Below are 18,843 nucleotides of genomic sequence, written 5' to 3' on the forward strand. Positions count from 1 at the left end.
CTGTTTGCGAATTCCTCGTCGAACAGCTGCAGACCCAATTCCCACTCCGGGTAGTCACCGCGTGCAATGCGCTCAAACAGGTCGCGGCGCTGGAAGTCGGGATCGGCGCCGGCAAGCTTCACTGTTTCGTCCCAGATCGTCGAGGCAAGGCCGGCCTTGGGCTTCCAGTGGAACTTGACGAACGTTGATTTTCCCTCGGCATTGATGAAGCGGAAGGTGTGGACGCCGAAGCCTTCCATGTTGGCGAACGTCCGCGGCAGCGTACGATCCGACATCGCCCACATGATCATGTGGGTGGATTCAGGCATCAGCGAGATGAAGTCCCAGAAGGTGTCGTGCGCCGTTGCGGCCTGCGGGTAGCCGCGATCGGCTTCCATCTTGGCGGCGTGAATCAGGTCCGGGAATTTGATCGCGTCCTGGATGAAGAAGACAGGGATATTGTTGCCGACAAGATCCCAATTGCCTTCTCGCGTGTAAAACTTGACCGCAAAGCCGCGCACATCGCGCGGCGTGTCGATCGACCCGGCACCACCCGCCACGGTCGAAAACCGGGTAAACACCTCGGTCCGCTGTCCCTTCTTCTGAAACAGATCGGCAACCGTAATATCGGCTAGGCTTTCGGTGCACTCGAAATAGCCATGCGCGGCCGAGCCGCGGGCATGAACGATCCGCTCGGGGATACGCTCGTGATCGAAGTGGTTGATCTTTTCACGGTAGACCTCGTCTTCCAGTAGCACGGCGCCGCGAGCGCCTGCCTTGAGCTGGTTCTGGTTGTCGCTAACCGGCATACCGTGATTGGTGGTGAGGACGGGATGATCGGCATCTGCCGTTTGATGCGTCTCGCCGCCGTTGCCGGCGTTCAGGGCGGTGTCAGTCATAACTTATCCTCATGTCGAGCCGCCGATCTTCATCAACGAGCTGCCAAATTAGCTACAGCGAAAACTGCTTGCTGCACAGCACTCTACCGACCTGATGGCCGGTGGGCCTGCGACCGCTCATGCCGCCCAATCCGGCCCATACGCTGCGCCAGCATACGTCCGCCGCTGATCGGCGACTTCTGCTGGGGTCAGTGCCTATCAGGTAGTCAACGCCGATCATACGTGGCCTTCAAAGATCGCAATGAAAGAACGGCAGAAAATTAGGAAGTCAGCCCAGCGTGTCATGACCGGCTGCGGGGCAGGTCAGAAGAAGTCTCAGCGGCCGACTCAGGCGATTCAAAGGCACGTTGGTCCGCGGCCGAACGGCATAAAATCACGTAAGCCTTTAAGCCGGCTGTAGCGGCGACGCGAGCGAGTGTGACAAGTTTCAAATTATGCCGCATTTTAACTAAAAAATATCGGATCTTAGATACTTGGACGATCCAATCGCGTCGCCCGGCCAATGCGTGGCCTTTGCTGGAATTGACTGAATGCTGATGGACTTTCCCGCCCTTCGGAATGGGGGTGAGCCCGGCTCGTGTCCGAGCTCAAGCGCCCATGGGTGTTTGGAGGCATTCGACGCGATCCTCGCACAAGCCAAGGACGCAACGTGCTGTGCTGCGGCAATGCTCTGCATTGAGGTCGATGAGGGCCTGGAACTGCTTGCTGCAAGCGGCGAGGGACCGTTGTGCAAGCTTCTGCCCTACCGGTTAGACGACGCAGCGCCCGAGGCAGCGCTGCAGGTACTTGACGGATCCCCCGTCGCTATTGGTTTTCGAGGCGAGTGCGCTGGCGAAGTGCGCTTCGCCATAGCCACACCGATCCCCGGTGCTGACGGCGCCTATCTGATCGTTCTCGATACCTTGCCGAGGCAACGGCTAAGCGCGGCACAGACCTATGTGCTGCGCTCGAATGCTGCGCATTTGGCAACGGTATTCGACCTTGCGACGCTGCAGGCGCGCATCGATGGCGTCGACAGTCATGCAACACGAGCAGACCTCGAGCGACTACGCTTGCTGGAATCGGTCGCCGTTCACGCGCGCGACTCAATCGTCATCACCCAAGCAGAGCCGATCGACTTGCCCGGCCCACGCATCATCTACTGCAACGCCGCATTCACCCAGGCGACGGGCTACTCCGCAGAGGAAGTAATCGGCCTTACTCCGCGCCTCCTGCAGGGGCCAAGAACAGACCCTGCCTCGCGTGCACGGTTGCGGCGCGCGCTTGCGGCGTGGAAGCCGATTGAGATCGAGATGATCAACTATCGAAAGGACGGCACCGAGTTCTGGGTTGAGCTTAGCATTGTACCCGTCGCAAATGAAAAAGGCTGGTACACGCACTGGGTTTCGGTGCAGCGCGACATTACCGAGCGTAAGGATGCACAGGAACTAGAAGCGCGCGTCCGCGTCGCCGAAATCGAGAATGAGGCGCTGGCGACGGAGATCCTCGAACGCAAACGTGTCGAGGCCGAGCTGCTTTATGCCGCATACCACGACAGCCTGACACGCTTGCGCAACCGCGCATTCTTTATGGAACGCCTTACCAAGACGCTCGACCGAGATGGCGGCGCTTGCGCAGTGCTGTTCCTTGATCTCGACCAGTTCAAGATTGTTAACGACAGCCTCGGCCATCTCGCCGGCGACGCCCTTCTGAAAGAGGTTGCGCAGCGGCTAAGGCAGTGCGTCCGCCCACAGGACACGCTTGCCCGCATCGGAGGTGATGAATTTGCAGTGCTGGTCGATGAAGCGGCTGATCTCACCATACCGGTGGCTACGGCAGAAACGATCCTCGAAGCACTGCGTGCGCCAGTGCAGCTCGGACGCCAGAGTGTGTTTCCCTCATGCAGCATCGGCATCGTTCAGGTCCTCGTATCAGACGCAGCGCCCGACGATGTGATGCGCGACGCCGATATCGCAATGTATGAGGCCAAGCGTGCTGGATGTGGCGATTATGCGATCTTCGATTCGTCAATGCACGAGGATGCGGTCGGCCGGCTGATGCTACAGACGGACCTTCGCCAAGCGGCTGAGCGAGGCGAATTTTACCTCGCTTATCAGCCGATCGTGGATCCCGCGACCGGCGCGATCAGAAGCTTCGAGGCACTACTGCGCTGGGATCATCCGGTGCGCGGCGCCATCGGCCCCGCGGAGTTTGTCCCTGTCGCGGAGGAGATTGGGCTAATTCGCCAGATCGATCGCTGGGTGATGCGCGAGGCCTGCTCCCAATTGGCCGATTGGCAGCGACGCTTCGCCGATCCCGAGCTGCGTCTCAGCGTCAACACGTCGGCAGCGAGCTTCGCGGAAGCCGACTTTGTTGCATCTCTGACGGATGTATTGATAGGTTTTGGCATTAAGCCGCAGTCGCTTGAACTCGAGATCACCGAGGGCATCTTTCTTCACCCTTCGCCCGAGATCGCCGAGACTATCGCAGCCGTACGCCAGCTTGGCGTGCGCATCGCGCTTGACGATTTCGGTACGGGCTATTCGTCGTTGAGCTACATCAACCGCTACCCGATCGACACGATCAAGATCGACAAGTCGTTCATCGACGGCGTCGGCACGAATCCTCAAACGCGGGCTATTGTCGAGCTGATTGTCCGCCTCGGTGCTGCCTTGGACCTCAACATCATCGCTGAAGGCGTGGAGACGCAAGCCCAGACAGATACTTTGATGCAGATCGGTTGCCGCGCAATCCAAGGCTATTATTTTGCCAAGCCGCTATCATCAGTGGAGGCGGGTGAATGCTGGCAGTCGAAGTGCGCGACCGGCAGCTTTTCAGGGTGTCTCGACTAACGCCGGTTTCTCACTTCAACACCCCGTTTAGCAGTTACGGCAACCGTTCTGGTCGCGGGAGACCCTCAAACATCGGCATGAACGAACGGCCGAGTTAGGAAGCGGTGAGGGCGCTGTAGGTGACTGGTTGCGGGTCGAACTGAACTAAGCTAGCGTGGCACGGCCTTGCTGGCACGTAGCTACCGATTACATCCTGGTCATTCGCGTCATACGGCGCTTAGACCGTTGAGAAATGATGTGGCTGCTGCGCGCAGCATGAGAGCCTGACTGGCGAGTTCTTGCGTTGTCTTCCCGACCGACCGCATCACGTCGTCGGTCTCCACAGTGTCGCCCGCGACAATGAGCATTCTATGTCGCACATCGTCGATGTGCTGAGCGATTGCCTTTGTCTCCTGGCGAATGTGCTGAGCTGCCCCACTCTGCCGGGAGACAGCATCTGCGATGACCGCGCCTATGGCGCTCACGCTGTTTACGCCCGAGACCGTCCGCTCGATGCCGACCCCTGCAGAGCCGATGCTGCCCACGATCACGGTGAGTTGCTCGCCAGCGCGGCGCGTCTCAGCTCCTGCCTGTTCAGCAAGTGATCTGACTTCATTGGCAACGACGGTAAACCCTCGTCCGGCTTCACCTGCTCTCGCAGCCTCGATATTGGCGTTTAACGCGAGCAGCTTCGTCTGCTTAGCCAATTTGGAAATGGCCGCGGTGATTTCGTGAACATGCTGCGCTTCGATTGATGCTACGCTCATGCGACGCTCGCTGTCGTCCACCAGCTGCACTACATCCGCGTTAAGCCTCGAATGATGCTCCAACTGCTCATTGATCGCCGCAATGCTGCTTGCGATTTCGCCAGTGGTCACCGCGAGGCTGTTGATCGACTCGGCCGCGAGGCCAGTCCGGTGTGCGACATCGCTGGCCGCTGTCGACGTTTTTTGAACCATGCGGCTGAGATGTGTAGCCGAGCCATTGAGATTGGCCACAGCAACTACCTGATCGTCAACGACAGACACCACGTCCCGTCGGAAACGTTCGGCAAGCTCCAACATCTCCTGACGGCGCCTCTCTTCTGCCAAAGTCACGGCATCTGTGCGCAGGTCGGCATCCCTCAGCCGCTGCTCGGCTACCTTCCGGCTAGCCTCATCCTCGGCTCTTCGGTGTTCAATCTCATGTTGATGGATCGCTTCGCGATCACGCACGGACATGGCGAACATTCGAGACTGATCCACCGCCGTTCGCATCAGCATGACGAAGAGGATCATGATCAACGGGACTGCAACCAGCGTTCGGCCCTGCATACTCGAGAAGATCACCGCGAAGCTCGATGCGACAGGTATAGAGAATGCTAGGAACGCAACTGGAAGGTTGAGATAAAGCACGAAGCCCACGGCCACGAGCCCGATCTGCAAGCATGTGACGAACATGGCGGTCTCGACATTCGCTTGGGCCATCATCGCGGACGTGAGCATCATCCACCCTAATCCATGGATCAGGGCATAAAAGAAGTGCTTGCGAGCAACGTCCGACGTGGCGCCCGCCGTGGCTTGGTACGGCCACGCAATGTGCGCCCAGGTGCAACTTGCCGTAATCCATGCTCCGCCCGCAAAAAGGACGGGCTTGAAGCTGGTGGACCAAAATACCGCCGCGAGGGCGATCGTGGTCAATGCGGATAGCTTTGCTACCCAACGCACCATCCGAGTCGTCGCATCGATCTGCTGTGCGAAGACGTACTCGGGATTGCGATAAGATGGCGCAATCCTGACGAGGTCACGCGCATAGCGCCGTAGCTCGGACATTGATGCGGACGCGATCACGGTTCTATCAGGCGCTCATGAGCTACACTTGGTCTTTTGCTTTGCCTTACAAAGGGTAACAACGGCTTAACCGGCCCGAGTGCGCCGCCTCCTGCTCCGCCCATAGCTAATTTCAGAACTCATGAACCGGATCAGAAATGAGCCGAGCTAACGCCTTTTTGAGCTATTGAGGTGGCGCAAAGTCGCCTTCGGCCCGCAAACTCGTTTGGATTGTCCTCAGGCGCAGTGGAAAAAGTTCGCCCTCAGCGACCGGCTCGACATCGCGAGTGAGCTGTCTCGCTGTTCGGCTTAATGAATGACCAAGATTGGGAAATGGGCGGGGCAGGCTGAACGGCCGCAAGTGGGTCAAATACGATTTCGCAGATCTTCTGCTTCGCGCGATCAGGCTTGGCGCTCCTCGTTATCAAGGTTCGCGTCGGTCAGCCGCCAGCGCCGCAGCAGCGGCGGCATCGTCAGACCCTGCGCGAAAATTGAGAAAGCGACGACGCCGAAGGTGACGACCACGATCGGGCCCTGCTCGGCGACCGTATCGGGCACAGCCAGCGCCAGCGCGAGGCCGACGGCGCCGCGCAACCCGCCCCAGACGAGGACGTGTTGGTAGGTCGTCGGCAGCCGCAGCGCCGAGCCGCGGAACATCGCCGCCAACGGATAGACCGCCGCGGCACGCCCGATCAGCGTCAGCCCGATCCCCACCAGCAGCGCGCCCGAAACCAATGCGATCGGCTGGTGCGCTTCATGGCTGCCGATCAGCAGAAAGAGGCATGAGTTGGCGAGGAAGGCGGCATACTCCCAGAAATCAACGACGTGCTGGCGCCCCGTGGTGGAGATCGAGCCGCGCCAGCCGACGCCGCCGACGATGATCCCGGCAGCGAGCGCGGCGAACACGCCCGAGGCGCCGACATGCTCGGCGAGCAGGAAGCTGCCCCAGGCGATCACCGTGGTCAGCGTCACCTCGACGAGATGATCCTCGGTACGCCCCGCCACGGTCAGCACCATTACGGCGACCACCGCCCCGATCGCCACCCCGCCGACCACCGTCCAGGCCAGCGCGCCGGCGACGCCGAGCGGCGTCAGCGCCGCGCCGTTGGCGATGCCGATCAGGATGGCGAAGCCGACCGCGGCGACGCCGTCGTTGAGCAGGCTCTCCGATTCGACCACCATGCTCAGCCGCGGCTCGGCCTTCATCTCCTTGAACGCGGCGATCACCGACACCGGATCGGTGGCGGCGATCAGCACGCCGAAGAAGGCGGCGCCGAGCCAGCTCCAGCCGAGCAGCGCGTGCATGCCCCAGGTCACCAGCGCCGCCGAGATGGCAACGCCGACAAAGGCGAGCACCAGGGTGAGCGGCGCCTGTTCGCGGAACCGCTGCCAGCGCAGCTGCAGCGCCGCCTCGAAGATCAGCGGCGGCAGGAAGACGTTGAAGATCAGCTCGCGCGACAGCGGCAGATCGGCGCCGAGCGACAAAAAGGCGAGTGCGATTCCCGCCAGCACCAGCCCCGCCGTGTAAGGCAGCCCGATCCGCCGCGACAGCATCGCCACCAGCGACGCGACCACCAGCAGCGTGCCCAATTCCGTCAACCCGAACTCAGCCAAGCGCATCGCTCCCTATCGATCGTCGCCTGCCACGGGCGCGGGATCGCTCGCCAGCGAAAAGCGCTGCCCCGCCGCGGGCATCGGCACCGGCGTCATCCCCTGCTGGCGGAGCAGCTCGGCGACCGCCGCGGCCCGCCGCTGGGCGAGCGTCGGCCGGCTCGGCGGCTCACCCGTCGCCAGCCCGGGCACGCCCAGCGTCGTGACGTTCCAGCGCCGCGCTGCCCAGGCCGAGGTGAGCACCGCCTCCCGCGCGGCATCGTCCAGCTTGTCGATATCGTCGGCGAAGGCGATCACGGGCAACACGCCGTGCGGCGGGATGATGATCACCGACCAGCCATCGCTCTGCGCCGCGGCGCGCGCTTCGAGGATGCGATAGGTGGAGGCGGTGGCGCCGGGCAGCGGCGCGGCCGCGGCGGTGGCGCGGTGATGATCGCGATCGATGGTCACCGCGTCGGGAGCGACCCCGGTGATCAGCGCGACCGTGTTGGCCACGGCGGTGCCCTGCTGGCCTTCGGGGCTCGGCGTCTCGGCGGCCTGGCGCAGTTCGGCCTGTTGTGCCTCGAGCGCGCCGGCGCCTGCCTGGAGCAGGATCTGGTCGAGATCGAGCCGCACCCGGCGCCCGAGCGCCTCGGCCATCGCCTTCTGGACCACGGGGCTGCGCTGCACCCGCTCGCGCGGGGTGATCACCACCGCGCGCACCACCAGCGGGTCGGCGGCGAAGTCGAGGTCGAGTTGGGTGACGCGCGCGTCGTCGCCGAACCGTTCGGTCAGCACCGAGCGCGCCTGCGACACCGCCACCGCCTCGCGCCCTATCTTGTTGAGCGAGATGCCGAGCGGCACCGCCATCGCGACGAAGACGAGGGCGAGCGCGATGGTCTGTGCCCAGCTCTGGCGGCTCGAGAGATGATGGCCGAAGCCGTAGAAGCGCGCCATGATCGTCGCGGACAGCGCAATGGTGATGAAGTTGGTGACGAACAGCGCCAGCGCGCCGCCGGCGACCGGCATGTTGCGGGTGGCGAGGCCGAAGCCGACCACGGCGAGCGGCGGCATCAGCGCAGTGGCGATGGCGACGCCGACGATGGTATCGCCGCGACCGCGGATGATCGCGAAGCTGCCTGCGAGCGCGGCGAACAGCGCGACCGCGAGATCGAACAGGTTGGGCCGGGTCCGGGCGACGATCTCGGAGGTGGGTGCCTGGAGCGGCGATACGGTGACGATCAGCGCGGTGAACGCCACCGCCGCCACCGCGCCGATCGCCAGCGCCTTGAGCGAGCGGCGCAATTCGACCATGTCGAACAGCGCCAGGCTGAAGCCGAAGCCGAGGATCGGATTCATCAGCGGGGAGATCAGCATCGCCCCGATCACCACCGCCGGCGACGAGAGCAGCAGCCCGAGCACGGCGATGCCCGCCGACATCATCGTCATGAACGCAAAGCGCGGCGACCAGCCGCTCTCGCCGACGATCCGCGCCACCACGGCCTCGTGATCGATCGGCGCGACGATCGCGCGGCGCCACCAGCGATAGAGCGCGAGGCGCGCGAGGCGTTCGTTCACCTGCGATTCCGGAGCGGCGGCGTCGGTCACGATTGTGCGTCCTGCGGCGCCTGGCTGGCGGCCCGGCGCGGGCGGGGCGGATAGGCGCCCGCGGGCCAGCCCTCGCGCTGCGCGCTGCGATCGCCGTCGATCGTCTCGGTTTGATCGTGGAACAGCATCACCCTGGTCGGGAACGGCAGGTCGATCGCGGCCTGCTGGGCGGCCTTGAACAGCGCCAGCACGACCCGGGCGTGGGTATGCGCGACGTTGGTGCGCTTGGAATCGGTCCACCAGCGTGCGCGCAGGGTGACATAGCTGTCGTCGAGCGCCCAGGGCAGCACCTCGGGCGCGGGATCGGCGACAACGCCCTCCACGCCGGTGATGGCGGCGGCGAAGACCTGCGCGGCATGCTCCGGATCGTCGCCATAGCCGATCCCGACGTCGAACTGGCTGCGCCGCTCGGGAAAAGCGGTGTTGACGATCACCGGCGAGGTATAGACGTCGGAATTGGGGATGATCACGCGGCGCCCGTCATAGGTCTTGATCAGCGTCGCGCGGCTCTGGATGTGTTCCACCGTGCCTTCGAAATCCTTGACCACGATCTGGTCGCCACGGCGATAGGGGCGATTGACCAGGAGCAGGATGCCCGCCAGCAGATTCTGCAGGATGTCCTTGAAGGCGAAGCCGATCGCGACCGAGCCGATACCCAGGCTCGAGATGATTGTCGCCGGCTTGACGCTGGGGAAGATGATCACCGCGGCAACCATCACCGACGCGGCGACGATCAGCCCGAACACCAGCGAGGACAGCACACCGCCCAGATCCACTAGGTTCCTGTCGTGCAAGCCACGGCGCACGCCCTTGGCGACGAGCTTGCCGACGAACCAGGCCAGCGCGACGAAGATCAGCCCGCCGATGATATTGGGTAGTTGCAGGAAGAAATCGTTGGCGGCGATGTGGAGCTTGGCAAGGATGAGGTCGAGCGGATTCTTGACCGGTGGTGGGGTGACGGGTTGCATCGCTAGCGAACGGGTTCGGGCAGATCGGGGTTCCCGTCCTGACGAGCGCGCTCGGCTCAGCCTTCGTCTACCAACGATCGCCAGGCCTTGTCCTTTGCTCGCCGGTCGCACCATCGTCACCTCGCCCGCGCTGCACAGTGCCGCCGCCGCGGGGAGACGCGCCCGCGCCCTCGACTGCTCGCCGTTAGGGCGAGATGAACGGGCGTCCGCTTGTAAGCAGCGCGTAAGAGGACCTAACTGTCGGTTTTTGGGTCAAAGTCCCTTGGACGTCCGGCCCTCGGCGTTTCAATCGATACGCAATCCGTCGGCCAGCATCTCTATTACTGCGTTGACCTTGGGGGGTGAGCTGCCGTCTTCGGGGCCAGGCCAAATGCAACGGCAGTCCGACCGTTGCGACTTCTGGCAGGATTTCAACGAGTTCGCCGCTGTTCAGTTCGTCCTTGATCAACCACGTCGCGAGTTGAGCTATACCGAACCCTGCCTTCACTGCTCCTACCTGAGCTTCGGCGCTGCCGAGGATGATTCGGCCTTCCACCGGGCGTTCCTCGACTTGCCCGTCCGCCCGGCCAAATCGCCAGTTAATGGTGCTGCCATCGCCTCGACCGTAAAGGATGCAGTCAAACGCCCCGAGCGCCTCGGCGCCGACGGGCATGCCGCTGCGGTCGAGATAGGCAGGGGCGGCGCAAATGGTGACTCGTTCACTGCCGAGATAGCGATGGCCGAGGTTTTCGGGCCAAGGCTCCGACGCGCCAATCCGGATCGCAACATCGATGCCCTCCTCGACGATGTCGATTCTGCGGTCAGTAAAGGTGATGCTCGGACGCAGGTTCGGATGCCGCTCGGCAAAGGCAAGCAATAGGGGCATTGCTTGCATCCGCCCGAACGCGACTGGGACGTCGACCTTCAGCCTCCCTACTACTTCCGATCTATGCGCCGCCAGCACCGCTTCGGCGTCGGCGAGATCCCCGAGCACACGGACACACGTCTCGTAGAAGGCGGCACCGACGTCCGTCAGCATCAGGCGGCGAGTGGTGCGTTCGAAAAGCCGGCTGCCGAGCCGCGCCTCGAGCCGGGCGACGCTCTTGCTGACCGCGGAGTTGGTCAGATTGAGCCGGACCCCGGCACCCGTGAAGCTGCCGGAGTCAGCTGTGCAGACGAAAGCTTCGATGCCCTTGAGGCGCTCAGACGGGATCATCGATGAAGGCCTATTATGGAATTCCTGTCCTGCTATGAACGAATTAATGCCCCGCGACGTGGGTTTTCGTCGCGCGTAGAGCGGGCCCTATCCAGGAGCCTTGCCAAATGCCGTCCCTCGAACACCCCATCCACGCCGCACCATCCCGCACTAAGTCTGCGGGGCATGGCCTCGCCGTGCTGCTGCTGGCGATCTCCGCGTTCGTAATCGTCACCACAGAGTTCATCATCGTCGGGTTGCTGCCAAGCCTCGCACGAGACCTCGGCATCTCGATCACGGTTGCAGGGCAGCTCGTGACGCTGTTCGCGTTCACGGTGATGCTCGCCGGACCGTTCCTGACCGCGATGCTGTCGCATTTCGAGCGCAAGCGGTTGTTCGTGGTGATCCTCGTGATCTTTGCCGCAGCCAACGCACTCGCCGCGGCTGCACCTGATATCTGGGTGCTGGGACTCGCGCGGTTCCTGCCGGCCCTCGCGCTCCCAGTATTTTGGGGCACGGCGAGCGAGACCGCGGGCGAGCTTGCCGGACCGGAGAAAGCGGGCAAGGCCGTTGCAAACGTCTATCTCGGCATCTCCGGCGCGATGGTGCTCGGCATTCCGCTCGGCACGCTCGCATCGACCGCGTTCGGCTGGCGTGGGACCTTCTGGGGATTGTCAGGCCTGTCGCTGTTGATGGCGGTGTTGCTACTCGTGGTGATGCCGACACTGGCGAGACCGGCACGCGTCAAGCTGGCCGAACAGGCGCGGATCCTGAAGGACCCGTACTTCCTCGGCAACGTCGTGCTGTCCGTGATCGTCTTCACCGCTATGTTCACCGCCTATACCTATCTTGCCGACACGCTGGAGCAGATCGCGCATATTCCCGCAGGGCAGGTTGGCTGGTGGCTGATGGGCTTCGGGATCGTCGGGCTTGCCGGTAACTGGCTGGGTGGGCAGTTCGTCGGGCGCGGGCCGCTGCTGGTAACGGCCATCACGTCGCTGGTGCTTGCGGTGGGAATGGCCGCGACGACGCTGGTCGCAGGCTCGCCCGTCTGGCTCGTGATCGCACTAGCGGTCTGGGGTATCGCCAATACGGCGCTCTATCCGATCTGCCAAGTGCGCGTGATGCAGTCCGCCAGCCATGCACAGGCGCTGGCCGGAACGCTGAACGTGTCGATGGCCAACGCCGGGATTGGCCTTGGCGCGATCATCGGCGGGTCAGTGATCCAGCACATGGGCCTTGGCGCCGTCGGCTATGTCGCTGCCGCGATCGCCATCCTCGCCGTGCTCGTTACGCCGGTGGTGAACCGGTTAAAGGCCCGGAGTGCCAGTTGATGCACGTGCTTCCAGACGCATTGGCTCCTGACCTGGCCGGACACGCTGCCTATGCGCGAGTGTTCCAGCCCGGCCAGTTGACGCTGGGCTTCATCGCGCCGCTCGAAGCCTATCCAAGTGCGCCTTGGCCGACCCTTGCAGATCATGCGGCGCTGGCAAGGAAGGTGGATGATCTCGGCTTCGCGGCGATCTGGCTTCGCGATGTGCCCTTCTACGATCCGAGCTTCGGCGATGTCGGGCAGATCATTGATCCGCTGGTCTATGCGGTTGGCTCGCCGCACAGACCAAGCGGATCGCCATCGGTACGGCGGGCATAGTCCTGCCGCTGCGCGAACCGCTGATCGTAGCCAAGCAGGCGGCGAGCGTCGACCAGTTGCTGGGCGGGCGGTTTCTACTCGGGCTATCAACCGGCGACCGGTCGTCGGAGTTCGCAGCATTCGATAGCGATCTTGACGATCGGTCCGACCGCTATCGGGATGCGATCGGCGTCATTCGCGCGGCAACCGAGCAGTCGTTTGCGCGGCATGCCTCGGGCTTTTACGGAACGCTCGATGGTACGATCGACCTGGTACCCAAGCCGGTCGGACCTCGGCTGCCAATGCTGGCGATCGGCCGCGCCGGGCAGACGCTGGAATGGCTCGGTGAGAACACCGATGGCTGGATCTGGCATCTCAGCAACCCGCAGCGCTTACCTGATGTTCTCGCACAGTGGCGGGCAGCGACTGCTGGCGGTCCGTACAAGCCCTATGGCTATGGCGCCATGTTCGATCTGCTCGCGGAAACAAATGCGCCTCTGACGTATGCCAACGGAGGTATTCGCAGCGGCCGCAACGCGCTGATCGAACTTTGGAAACGTCAGCGCGACGAAGGTGTCGCGCACGTCACGCTCAACCTCAAACCGTCCCGTCGCCCGTTCGCGGACGTTGCCGACGAGCTAGCAACCTATGTCTTGCCGCAGTTCCCAACGGACGCGCGTTGAGCCACTTAACCGACAGGATCAGTCTCATGCCCAAAGTTTCGACCTCGACCGATTACGCGACCCGCGACGACAGCATCGCTATCAACAGCTATACGACGGTGCTGCGCCGACCGCGTGTGCCGCACGACGTGTTCGCCACCTATTGGCGCGACGTCCACGGTCCGCTGTGTTCGCGCATTCCGGGGCTCGCCTGGTACGTCCAGAACCATCTGGACCGCGAGCAGGACGCGCATCTCTGGCCAGCGATCGAGGGCATTGCGCCTTTCCCCGACTATGAACTCGACGGCGGTGTCGAGATCGGCTTCGCGTCGAAGGCCGACCAAGATGTCTTTAACGCAGCGAGCCACATCCTCTTCGCCGACGAGCAGAACATGTTCGCTGCCACCGTTGCCTATGCGCTGCCCAATGGTTCGCGCACGCTGGTCGATCGCATAGCCGACCCGATCCCCAACGGCGACGACGGCTTCGACCGCATCCATGTCCATTTCGGCGCGGCGGGCAACGACGCAAAGACGTTCGGCACCTTCATGACCGAGTTTGCCGAGACGTTTGCGGCTGACCCAGCGGTGCTCAGGCTGCGGCTGCATCTGCCTGACCGGTATGACAACGCCGATCCCGCACCGCCTGCGCCCAACGTCGATCATCTGGTACCCGCGGAACGCGCGTTGATCGCGGTGATCGAACTTGCCTTCGAAAGTCCGCTGACGCGTCGTGCATTCTTGGACTCCGATACCTTCACGGCGACGCAGGCTGGGCAGCAGGCGCATATCGCGCATGTCTCGGCATTCGCCGTCAGTGGCATCTACACCTACGTCCGTGACAAGCGGCTGACGACGGCCGGGCTGCGTGGAAGCCGGCAGGCCCAGCTCATCGAGCGCCTCGGTGCCAACAATCAGATAGCGGCTGACGTGCGCGAGTTGATGCGAACGGGCTTGGTAAGCTGACGCCCGTCGTGACTTGCGCTCGGGCGGAGCAATCGCGATGAAACCGATGCGCCGCCAATAGCTCGCTTATTATACATTGTTCGCTCCGAAGGTTCGAGCTTAGGAAGCGAGGCAGGGGCCGGGATTGGCCGGTCATTGAGGCGTATCGGTGTGGCGCTGATTGAGTGAGCGCGTCACAGTGGCCGCGGCGCGCAGCAGCGTGGCGCGGGGCAGCAGCCGAGCGCCGAGCGTGGCGAGGCGAACCGCCGCACTGCCGGGATAGACGATGCGCCGCCCACGTTCGAACCCGCGCAAGGTGTCGGAGACGACACGGTCAGGCTGCGCCATCTGCCGCGCAGGCATCCGGGGGTTCATGTCGGCGAAGAACTCGGTCGCGATCGGGCCAGGGCAGGCGGCCGTCACCGTCACGCCCAACCCATCGAGCTCGAGTGACAGCCCCTCACTGAAAAACAGCACGAAAGCCTTGGTCGCTGCATAGATCGTCGCGCCGGCGAGCGGCTGAAACGCGGCGGTCGAGGCGACGTTAATCACCCCGCCGCTCCGGCGATCTACCATTGCGGGAGTGAACGCCTGTGTCAGCGCGACAAGTGCGCGCACGTTGACATCGACCTGGCCGATCTGCCGGCTCGGGTTACTCGCGAGCACATCCTCGAACACACCATAACCGGCGTTGTTGATGAGGACATCAACCCGCAGCTCGCGCCTTCGTACCTCGGCGATCAGGTCCTCTACCGCACCGGGCGCGCTCAGATCGGCGGGCAGTACCGTCACCTGCACTGCCGGGCGTAGCGTCGCGGCGAGCGCTTCGAGCCGGTCCGCCGATCGCGCGACGAGGATGAGATCCGCGCCCTGTCGCGTCAGCTGCCGCGCGAACTCCGCTCCCAGCCCGGCCGAGGCACCGGTGATCAGCACCGTTAATCCACGATAGTCCATCGGCGTCTTCTCCTAGCTAGCCTTTAGCGTGGAGGTCCGCTCAACTAATGGCAATACTCGTGCTGAACTGATCGCATCGCACGAGCTCACGCCCGCAAAACGCCATCTAGCGGGCGTAACAGGGTGTCTAGCTCGATCAACATTCAGCATAAACGAACGGCTCCTTCTGGGAAGCCTTCAGTTGGTGCGAACGGCCGCATGTGGGTCTGACCGTCGAGCCACGTCACATGGACGATCATAGCCACCGGATCGGTCAGGGCGATCACCGGTCCTTAACCTTCTTGCTGTAGCCTGTAACGATGAGCCAAGACCCCGCCAGTCGCCGCGCTCGCTTCCGGAGCTTCGTCATGCGGCACCGTTTCGCCATCCGCGATCTGTCAGTCGTGGGCGCCGCCACCCTGGTCTCCCTTTACTGGGTTTACGCCGTCGACGTGTTCGAAAACGCGCCGGGCTTGGCGAAGAAGGAGGGCACGATCGAGCTGGACGAAGCGCTGCTGGTCGGCGCGCTGCTCGCGCTTGGCCTGCTGGTCTTTGCCTGGCGTCAGTATGTTCGGCAGCGGCAGGAGACGGCGCGGCGGATTGCCGCGGAGCAATACGCGCGCGAGCTGGCCTATCAGGACGGCCTCACCGGCTTGCCCAATCGGCGCCAGTTCGACGAGGCGCTACGTGAGGCGATCGCCTCGCCGACGCGTGCGGGGGCGGGGCACGGCCTATTCCTGCTCGACCTCAACGGCTTCAAGCAGATCAACGACGTTCACGGTCATAGCGCGGGCGACGAGGTGCTGACGATCGTCGGTCAGCGCCTGCTTGCGGCGATGCGCGACGGTGACATGGTGGCGCGGTTCGGCGGCGACGAGTTTGCCATCCTCGCCAAGCATCTGGTCGGCGGCGAGGCCGCGGCCAACGTTGCGATGCGCGTCATAGATGCCTTGGAGACGCCAATCACCGCCGCTGGCGCGATCCACCGGGTCGGCACTGGTATCGGCATCGCGCTGATCCCGCAGGACGCGGATAGCGTTGAGGAAGCGCTGCGCATGGCCGACGTCGCGCTCTACCGCGCCAAGGCGGAGCGGCGCTCTGCGCTACGCTTCTTCGAACCAGCGATGGACGCTCAGGTCCGCGAGCGATCCGCTTTCGAGGGCGAGCTGCGGGCCGCGATCAATGCTGGCGCGATCCGGGCCACCTTTCTGCCCGTCGTCCATCTCGCCACCGGCGCGATCACCGGCTTCGAGCTGAAGCCGCACTGGCAACGCGCCGATGGTGCCGACGTGCCAGCCGAGCGCTTCATCCCCGTCGCGGAGGAGACGGGCCTGATCCATGCGCTGGCGGAGGATCTGCTCCGTCAAGGGTGCCGAGCGGCGGCGGCCTGGCCACCGCAGGTGACGCTCTCCGTCGACGTGTTTCCGAGCCAGATCAAGGACCAGCTGCTCACGGCCCGGATCGTGCGGGTGCTGCACGAGGCGCAGCTCACGCCCGCACGTCTACAGCTGGAGGTGACGGAAAGCGCGCTTGTGGCCGATCCCGAAGGTGCCGGCACCCTGCTGGCAACCATGCGCGCGGCGGGGCTGCGCGTGGTGCTCGACAATTTCGGCACCGGCTATTCGAGCCTCTACCACCTGCGCGCCTTCAAACTGGACGCGGTCAAAATTGACCGGCGTTTTGTCGAGGCGATGAGTACTGACAGCGAGAGTGCCAGCATCGTCACCGCCCTGGTCGGGCTGGGACGTGGCCTCGGCATGAACGTCATCGCTGAGGGCGTTGTGGCGGGCGACCAAGAAAGAGCGCTGTTGGAGCGCGGTTGCGACACGGGCCAAGGGCCGCTGTTCAGCGAGCCGCTTTCCGCTCCAGCCTGCGCTGCGTTGTTCTCGGCCGACGCGCGACAAGGACAGGTCGCCTAGAAGCGTTCGTCACCGACGGCTTGTGTGGCGAGACCGCAGCGATGAACTCCGCCATGCCGTGCTCTGACGTGACCGCCATCTTCAACGACGCGCCGGCCGGGACCCTCGTCACCCACGCTCGTGCGCCATGCCTCCCCCTAGGACCGGTGCAAAGTGTTCGCCGTTCAGATGGAGGACACCAAGCGGTTCAGGATCGAGATCGTCCTGCGAGGAACAGCTGCATCAAGATGAACGGACGGCAGAGGCCGACACGCGGCGAAGCGCCTGTCAGTGTCGCCTTCTGGGTCGCTGGGTACCAAGTTGATTGTGGTTACCCTTCTTTGCGAACAGGTTTGCTCCTAACGGGGGACACGCACGAATGCAGTGGCCAATCCGGAAACTCCGGCACCTGCCGTCGATTCCCGGATAGCGCGTTTAGCCTCAGTCGAGCGTCACTTGCCAACTGCCGTCGCGTTGACGACGGAGCCGGGCCGGCGAGAGCTGCGCGTCGGGCAACCGGCCGAGCAGCACGTCGGTCGTGTCACGGGGGCGGCGATAGGTCACTTGGTACAAGGGGCGTCCGGTCCGTTGATCGCGCCTGCCGATCGGCGCGACGCGCACGTCGAACGGCCGGGCCATCGCCACGATCGTTCCGGCGCGGGTTGCGATGGCGCTCGTCGCGACGGGCGGAACCGTGATCGTCAGCATCATGACCGTCTGGGGCAACAGCCCGCCAGGACGACGGAACGTCGCCCGCGGGGCGAGCACGGAGCGGACGCGCTCGGCGACATCGCGATGGGCGTAGCCGATTGCGAGCGGCAACGGGTGACCCAAGACGTGGAGCAGCGTCATGGCATAGGTGCGTCGGGTCGCCGAATCCGCATGCTGCAGCACCGCCGCATCGCAGCTCGTTTCCCTCGCATGGCCGATGCGGCGGCGCGCCAGACGACTGGCGGGACACCACCAGAACAGCGCAGCCGCAGCCGCTTCCAGCCAAGCCTGTATGTTGTCGCGCCGCCGCGCATGGGTGAACTCATGCTCGCAGATCAGCCGCAGCTGTACTGTGCTGAGCCGGTCGATCAGTCGCTCGGGCATCAGGATAACTGGTCGCAGCCAGCCTGCCAGCATCGGCGTAGCGGCCGCAGTGCTGACGCGGATGGGCACGCGCTGCGGGTTCGCTGCCGTGGTCAGGTCCTCGCTCAGCGTTGCCCCGGCGGCCCGGATCATCGCGACGACATGCGCGGTGCCACGCACGAGCCGGATCAGCCGCAGCAAGATGCCCGCGGTGAGCACCAGCAGCATCGCCGCGACGGCCAACGCCCAATGCTCCGGCTCGGCGACACGCGCCAGCCTGGTCAGGATTTGCGGCTCGGCGATGTCGCCCCGGTCTTGCGTAGTGGCGATCAGGAAGGCGGTCAGCACGGCCGCGACCGGGCCGGTCCAAAAGGCCGACACCCACAATGCGTAACGTCGGCCGGGCGAGGCGGAACGTTCCCCGAGCGAGGCGCAACCACACGCCGCCGCACTCGCAAGCGAGGCGCTCGCCGACGCCGCCAGGATAGCGAGCCCGGTCACTGCGGATCGTCCGGCCGGTTCACCAATTCGGCGATCTCCGCCAGCTCGGCCGCGCTCAGCAGCGCGCTGCCGGAGAAGGCATTGACCGGCAGTTCACCGCGGACTTCAAGCACGCCGCGAGCGAGTCGGCGGATGACGCTGCCGAGCACCTGAACTTTCCCATCTACCGCTGCATAGACGGCGATGCCGTGCACCGCCTCGCGAGAGAGCAGGTTTTTGGCCCGCATCCGCTCCAGCATCGTACGGGTGGTCGAGATTGACCAACAATTCGCCTCATCGAGCCGGTCGTGGAGCTCGCGCGCGCTGAGCCGTTCATGCTCCCAGAAGATCTTCAGGATCTCGAGTTCGGTGGCGTTCGGCTGCAT

15 protein-coding genes are annotated in these 18,843 nt (G+C 64.0%); 6 read left to right on the plus strand and 9 right to left on the minus strand.

Annotated elements, in window-relative coordinates; translation table 11 throughout:
• A partial coding sequence (locus OXR60_RS16285) for a catalase (RefSeq protein WP_267397000.1) occupies nt 1-878 on the minus strand: 878 nt, incomplete at its 3' end.
• Nucleotides 879-1,483: 605 nt separating this feature from the next.
• On the opposite strand from OXR60_RS16285, the gene OXR60_RS16290 reads away from it, so the two are divergent.
• Nucleotides 1,484-3,709, plus strand: coding sequence for an EAL domain-containing protein (locus OXR60_RS16290; protein WP_267397001.1), 2,226 nt, complete (start codon nt 1,484-1,486; stop codon nt 3,707-3,709).
• A gap of 206 nt (nt 3,710-3,915) precedes the next feature.
• Here the strand turns inward: OXR60_RS16290 and OXR60_RS16295 are convergent, their stop codons facing one another.
• From OXR60_RS16295 to OXR60_RS16315, 5 genes are all read right to left on the minus strand, one after another.
• The gene (locus OXR60_RS16295) at nt 3,916-5,499 is read right to left on the minus strand and encodes a methyl-accepting chemotaxis protein (protein WP_267397002.1); all 1,584 of its coding nucleotides are present in this window, start codon (nt 5,497-5,499) and stop codon (nt 3,916-3,918) included.
• A 399-nt stretch (nt 5,500-5,898) separates the two neighbouring features.
• Nucleotides 5,899-7,110 carry a cation:proton antiporter gene (locus OXR60_RS16300; protein ID WP_267397003.1) on the minus strand — a complete coding sequence of 404 codons (1,212 nt, stop codon included), beginning with the start codon at nt 7,108-7,110 and terminating at the stop codon, nt 5,899-5,901.
• A 12-nt stretch (nt 7,111-7,122) separates the two neighbouring features.
• Entirely contained in the window at nt 7,123-8,694 is a 1,572-nt protein-coding gene (locus OXR60_RS16305) for a DUF389 domain-containing protein (protein ID WP_267397004.1), read from the minus strand.
• Nucleotides 8,691-9,662, minus strand: coding sequence for a mechanosensitive ion channel family protein (locus OXR60_RS16310; RefSeq protein ID WP_267397005.1), 972 nt, complete (start codon nt 9,660-9,662; stop codon nt 8,691-8,693). Before OXR60_RS16310 ends, OXR60_RS16305 begins: the two co-directional genes overlap by 4 nt.
• A gap of 184 nt (nt 9,663-9,846) precedes the next feature.
• Nucleotides 9,847-10,857 (minus strand): LysR family transcriptional regulator, encoded by a 1,011-nt coding sequence (locus OXR60_RS16315; protein ID WP_267397006.1) that lies wholly within the window; start codon nt 10,855-10,857, stop codon nt 9,847-9,849.
• Between the two features lie 176 nt (nt 10,858-11,033).
• On the opposite strand from OXR60_RS16315, the gene OXR60_RS16320 reads away from it, so the two are divergent.
• Genes OXR60_RS16320 through OXR60_RS16335 form a run of 4 tightly spaced genes read left to right on the plus strand, consistent with a single transcriptional unit; the run spans nt 11,034 to nt 14,093 of the window.
• A complete protein-coding gene (locus tag OXR60_RS16320) occupies nt 11,034-12,170 on the plus strand; it encodes an MFS transporter (protein WP_267397007.1) in 1,137 nt (378 codons plus the stop codon).
• Nucleotides 12,170-12,487, plus strand: a complete 318-nt coding sequence (locus OXR60_RS16325) for a hypothetical protein (RefSeq protein WP_267397008.1) — start codon at nt 12,170-12,172, stop codon at nt 12,485-12,487. The genes OXR60_RS16320 and OXR60_RS16325 overlap by 1 nt, the downstream gene beginning before the upstream one ends.
• Nucleotides 12,488-12,495: 8 nt before the next feature.
• Nucleotides 12,496-13,149 carry an LLM class flavin-dependent oxidoreductase gene (locus tag OXR60_RS16330; protein WP_267397056.1) on the plus strand — a complete coding sequence of 218 codons (654 nt, stop codon included), beginning with the start codon at nt 12,496-12,498 and terminating at the stop codon, nt 13,147-13,149.
• A 26-nt stretch (nt 13,150-13,175) separates the two neighbouring features.
• Nucleotides 13,176-14,093, plus strand: coding sequence for a hypothetical protein (locus OXR60_RS16335; protein ID WP_267397009.1), 918 nt, complete (start codon nt 13,176-13,178; stop codon nt 14,091-14,093).
• A 132-nt stretch (nt 14,094-14,225) separates the two neighbouring features.
• Here OXR60_RS16335 and OXR60_RS16340 read toward each other — a convergent pair whose 3' ends face one another.
• Nucleotides 14,226-15,026 carry an SDR family oxidoreductase gene (locus OXR60_RS16340; protein WP_267397010.1) on the minus strand — a complete coding sequence of 267 codons (801 nt, stop codon included), beginning with the start codon at nt 15,024-15,026 and terminating at the stop codon, nt 14,226-14,228.
• A 347-nt stretch (nt 15,027-15,373) separates the two neighbouring features.
• Between OXR60_RS16340 and OXR60_RS16345 the strand changes: the two genes are divergently transcribed.
• Entirely contained in the window at nt 15,374-16,924 is a 1,551-nt protein-coding gene (locus tag OXR60_RS16345; RefSeq protein WP_267397011.1) for an EAL domain-containing protein, read from the plus strand.
• Between the two features lie 420 nt (nt 16,925-17,344).
• On the opposite strand, the gene OXR60_RS16350 is transcribed toward OXR60_RS16345, so the two are convergent.
• Together OXR60_RS16350 and OXR60_RS16355 are read right to left on the minus strand one after the other, a co-directional pair.
• A complete protein-coding gene (locus OXR60_RS16350) occupies nt 17,345-18,325 on the minus strand; it encodes a M56 family metallopeptidase (RefSeq protein ID WP_267397012.1) in 981 nt (326 codons plus the stop codon).
• 149 nt (nt 18,326-18,474) lie between these two features.
• The gene (locus OXR60_RS16355; protein ID WP_267397013.1) at nt 18,475-18,843 is read right to left on the minus strand and encodes a BlaI/MecI/CopY family transcriptional regulator; all 369 of its coding nucleotides are present in this window, start codon (nt 18,841-18,843) and stop codon (nt 18,475-18,477) included.

Source organism: Sphingomonas sp. GC_Shp_5, from assembly GCF_026540855.1.
Taxonomy (GTDB): domain Bacteria; phylum Pseudomonadota; class Alphaproteobacteria; order Sphingomonadales; family Sphingomonadaceae; genus Sphingomonas.

Coding starts and splice junctions, on each gene's coding strand:
- OXR60_RS16345 (WP_267397011.1), top strand. CDS start 15,374: ATGCGGCACCGTTTCGCCATCCGCGATCTGTCAGTCGTGGGCGCCGCC.
- OXR60_RS16295 (WP_267397002.1), bottom strand. CDS start 5,499: ATGTCCGAGCTACGGCGCTATGCGCGTGACCTCGTCAGGATTGCGCCA.
- OXR60_RS16325 (WP_267397008.1), top strand. CDS start 12,170: ATGCACGTGCTTCCAGACGCATTGGCTCCTGACCTGGCCGGACACGCT.
- OXR60_RS16355 (WP_267397013.1), bottom strand. CDS start 18,843: ATGCAGCCGAACGCCACCGAACTCGAGATCCTGAAGATCTTCTGGGAG.
- OXR60_RS16335 (WP_267397009.1), top strand. CDS start 13,176: ATGCCCAAAGTTTCGACCTCGACCGATTACGCGACCCGCGACGACAGC.
- OXR60_RS16340 (WP_267397010.1), bottom strand. CDS start 15,026: ATGGACTATCGTGGATTAACGGTGCTGATCACCGGTGCCTCGGCCGGG.
- OXR60_RS16310 (WP_267397005.1), bottom strand. CDS start 9,662: ATGCAACCCGTCACCCCACCACCGGTCAAGAATCCGCTCGACCTCATC.
- OXR60_RS16315 (WP_267397006.1), bottom strand. CDS start 10,857: ATGATCCCGTCTGAGCGCCTCAAGGGCATCGAAGCTTTCGTCTGCACA.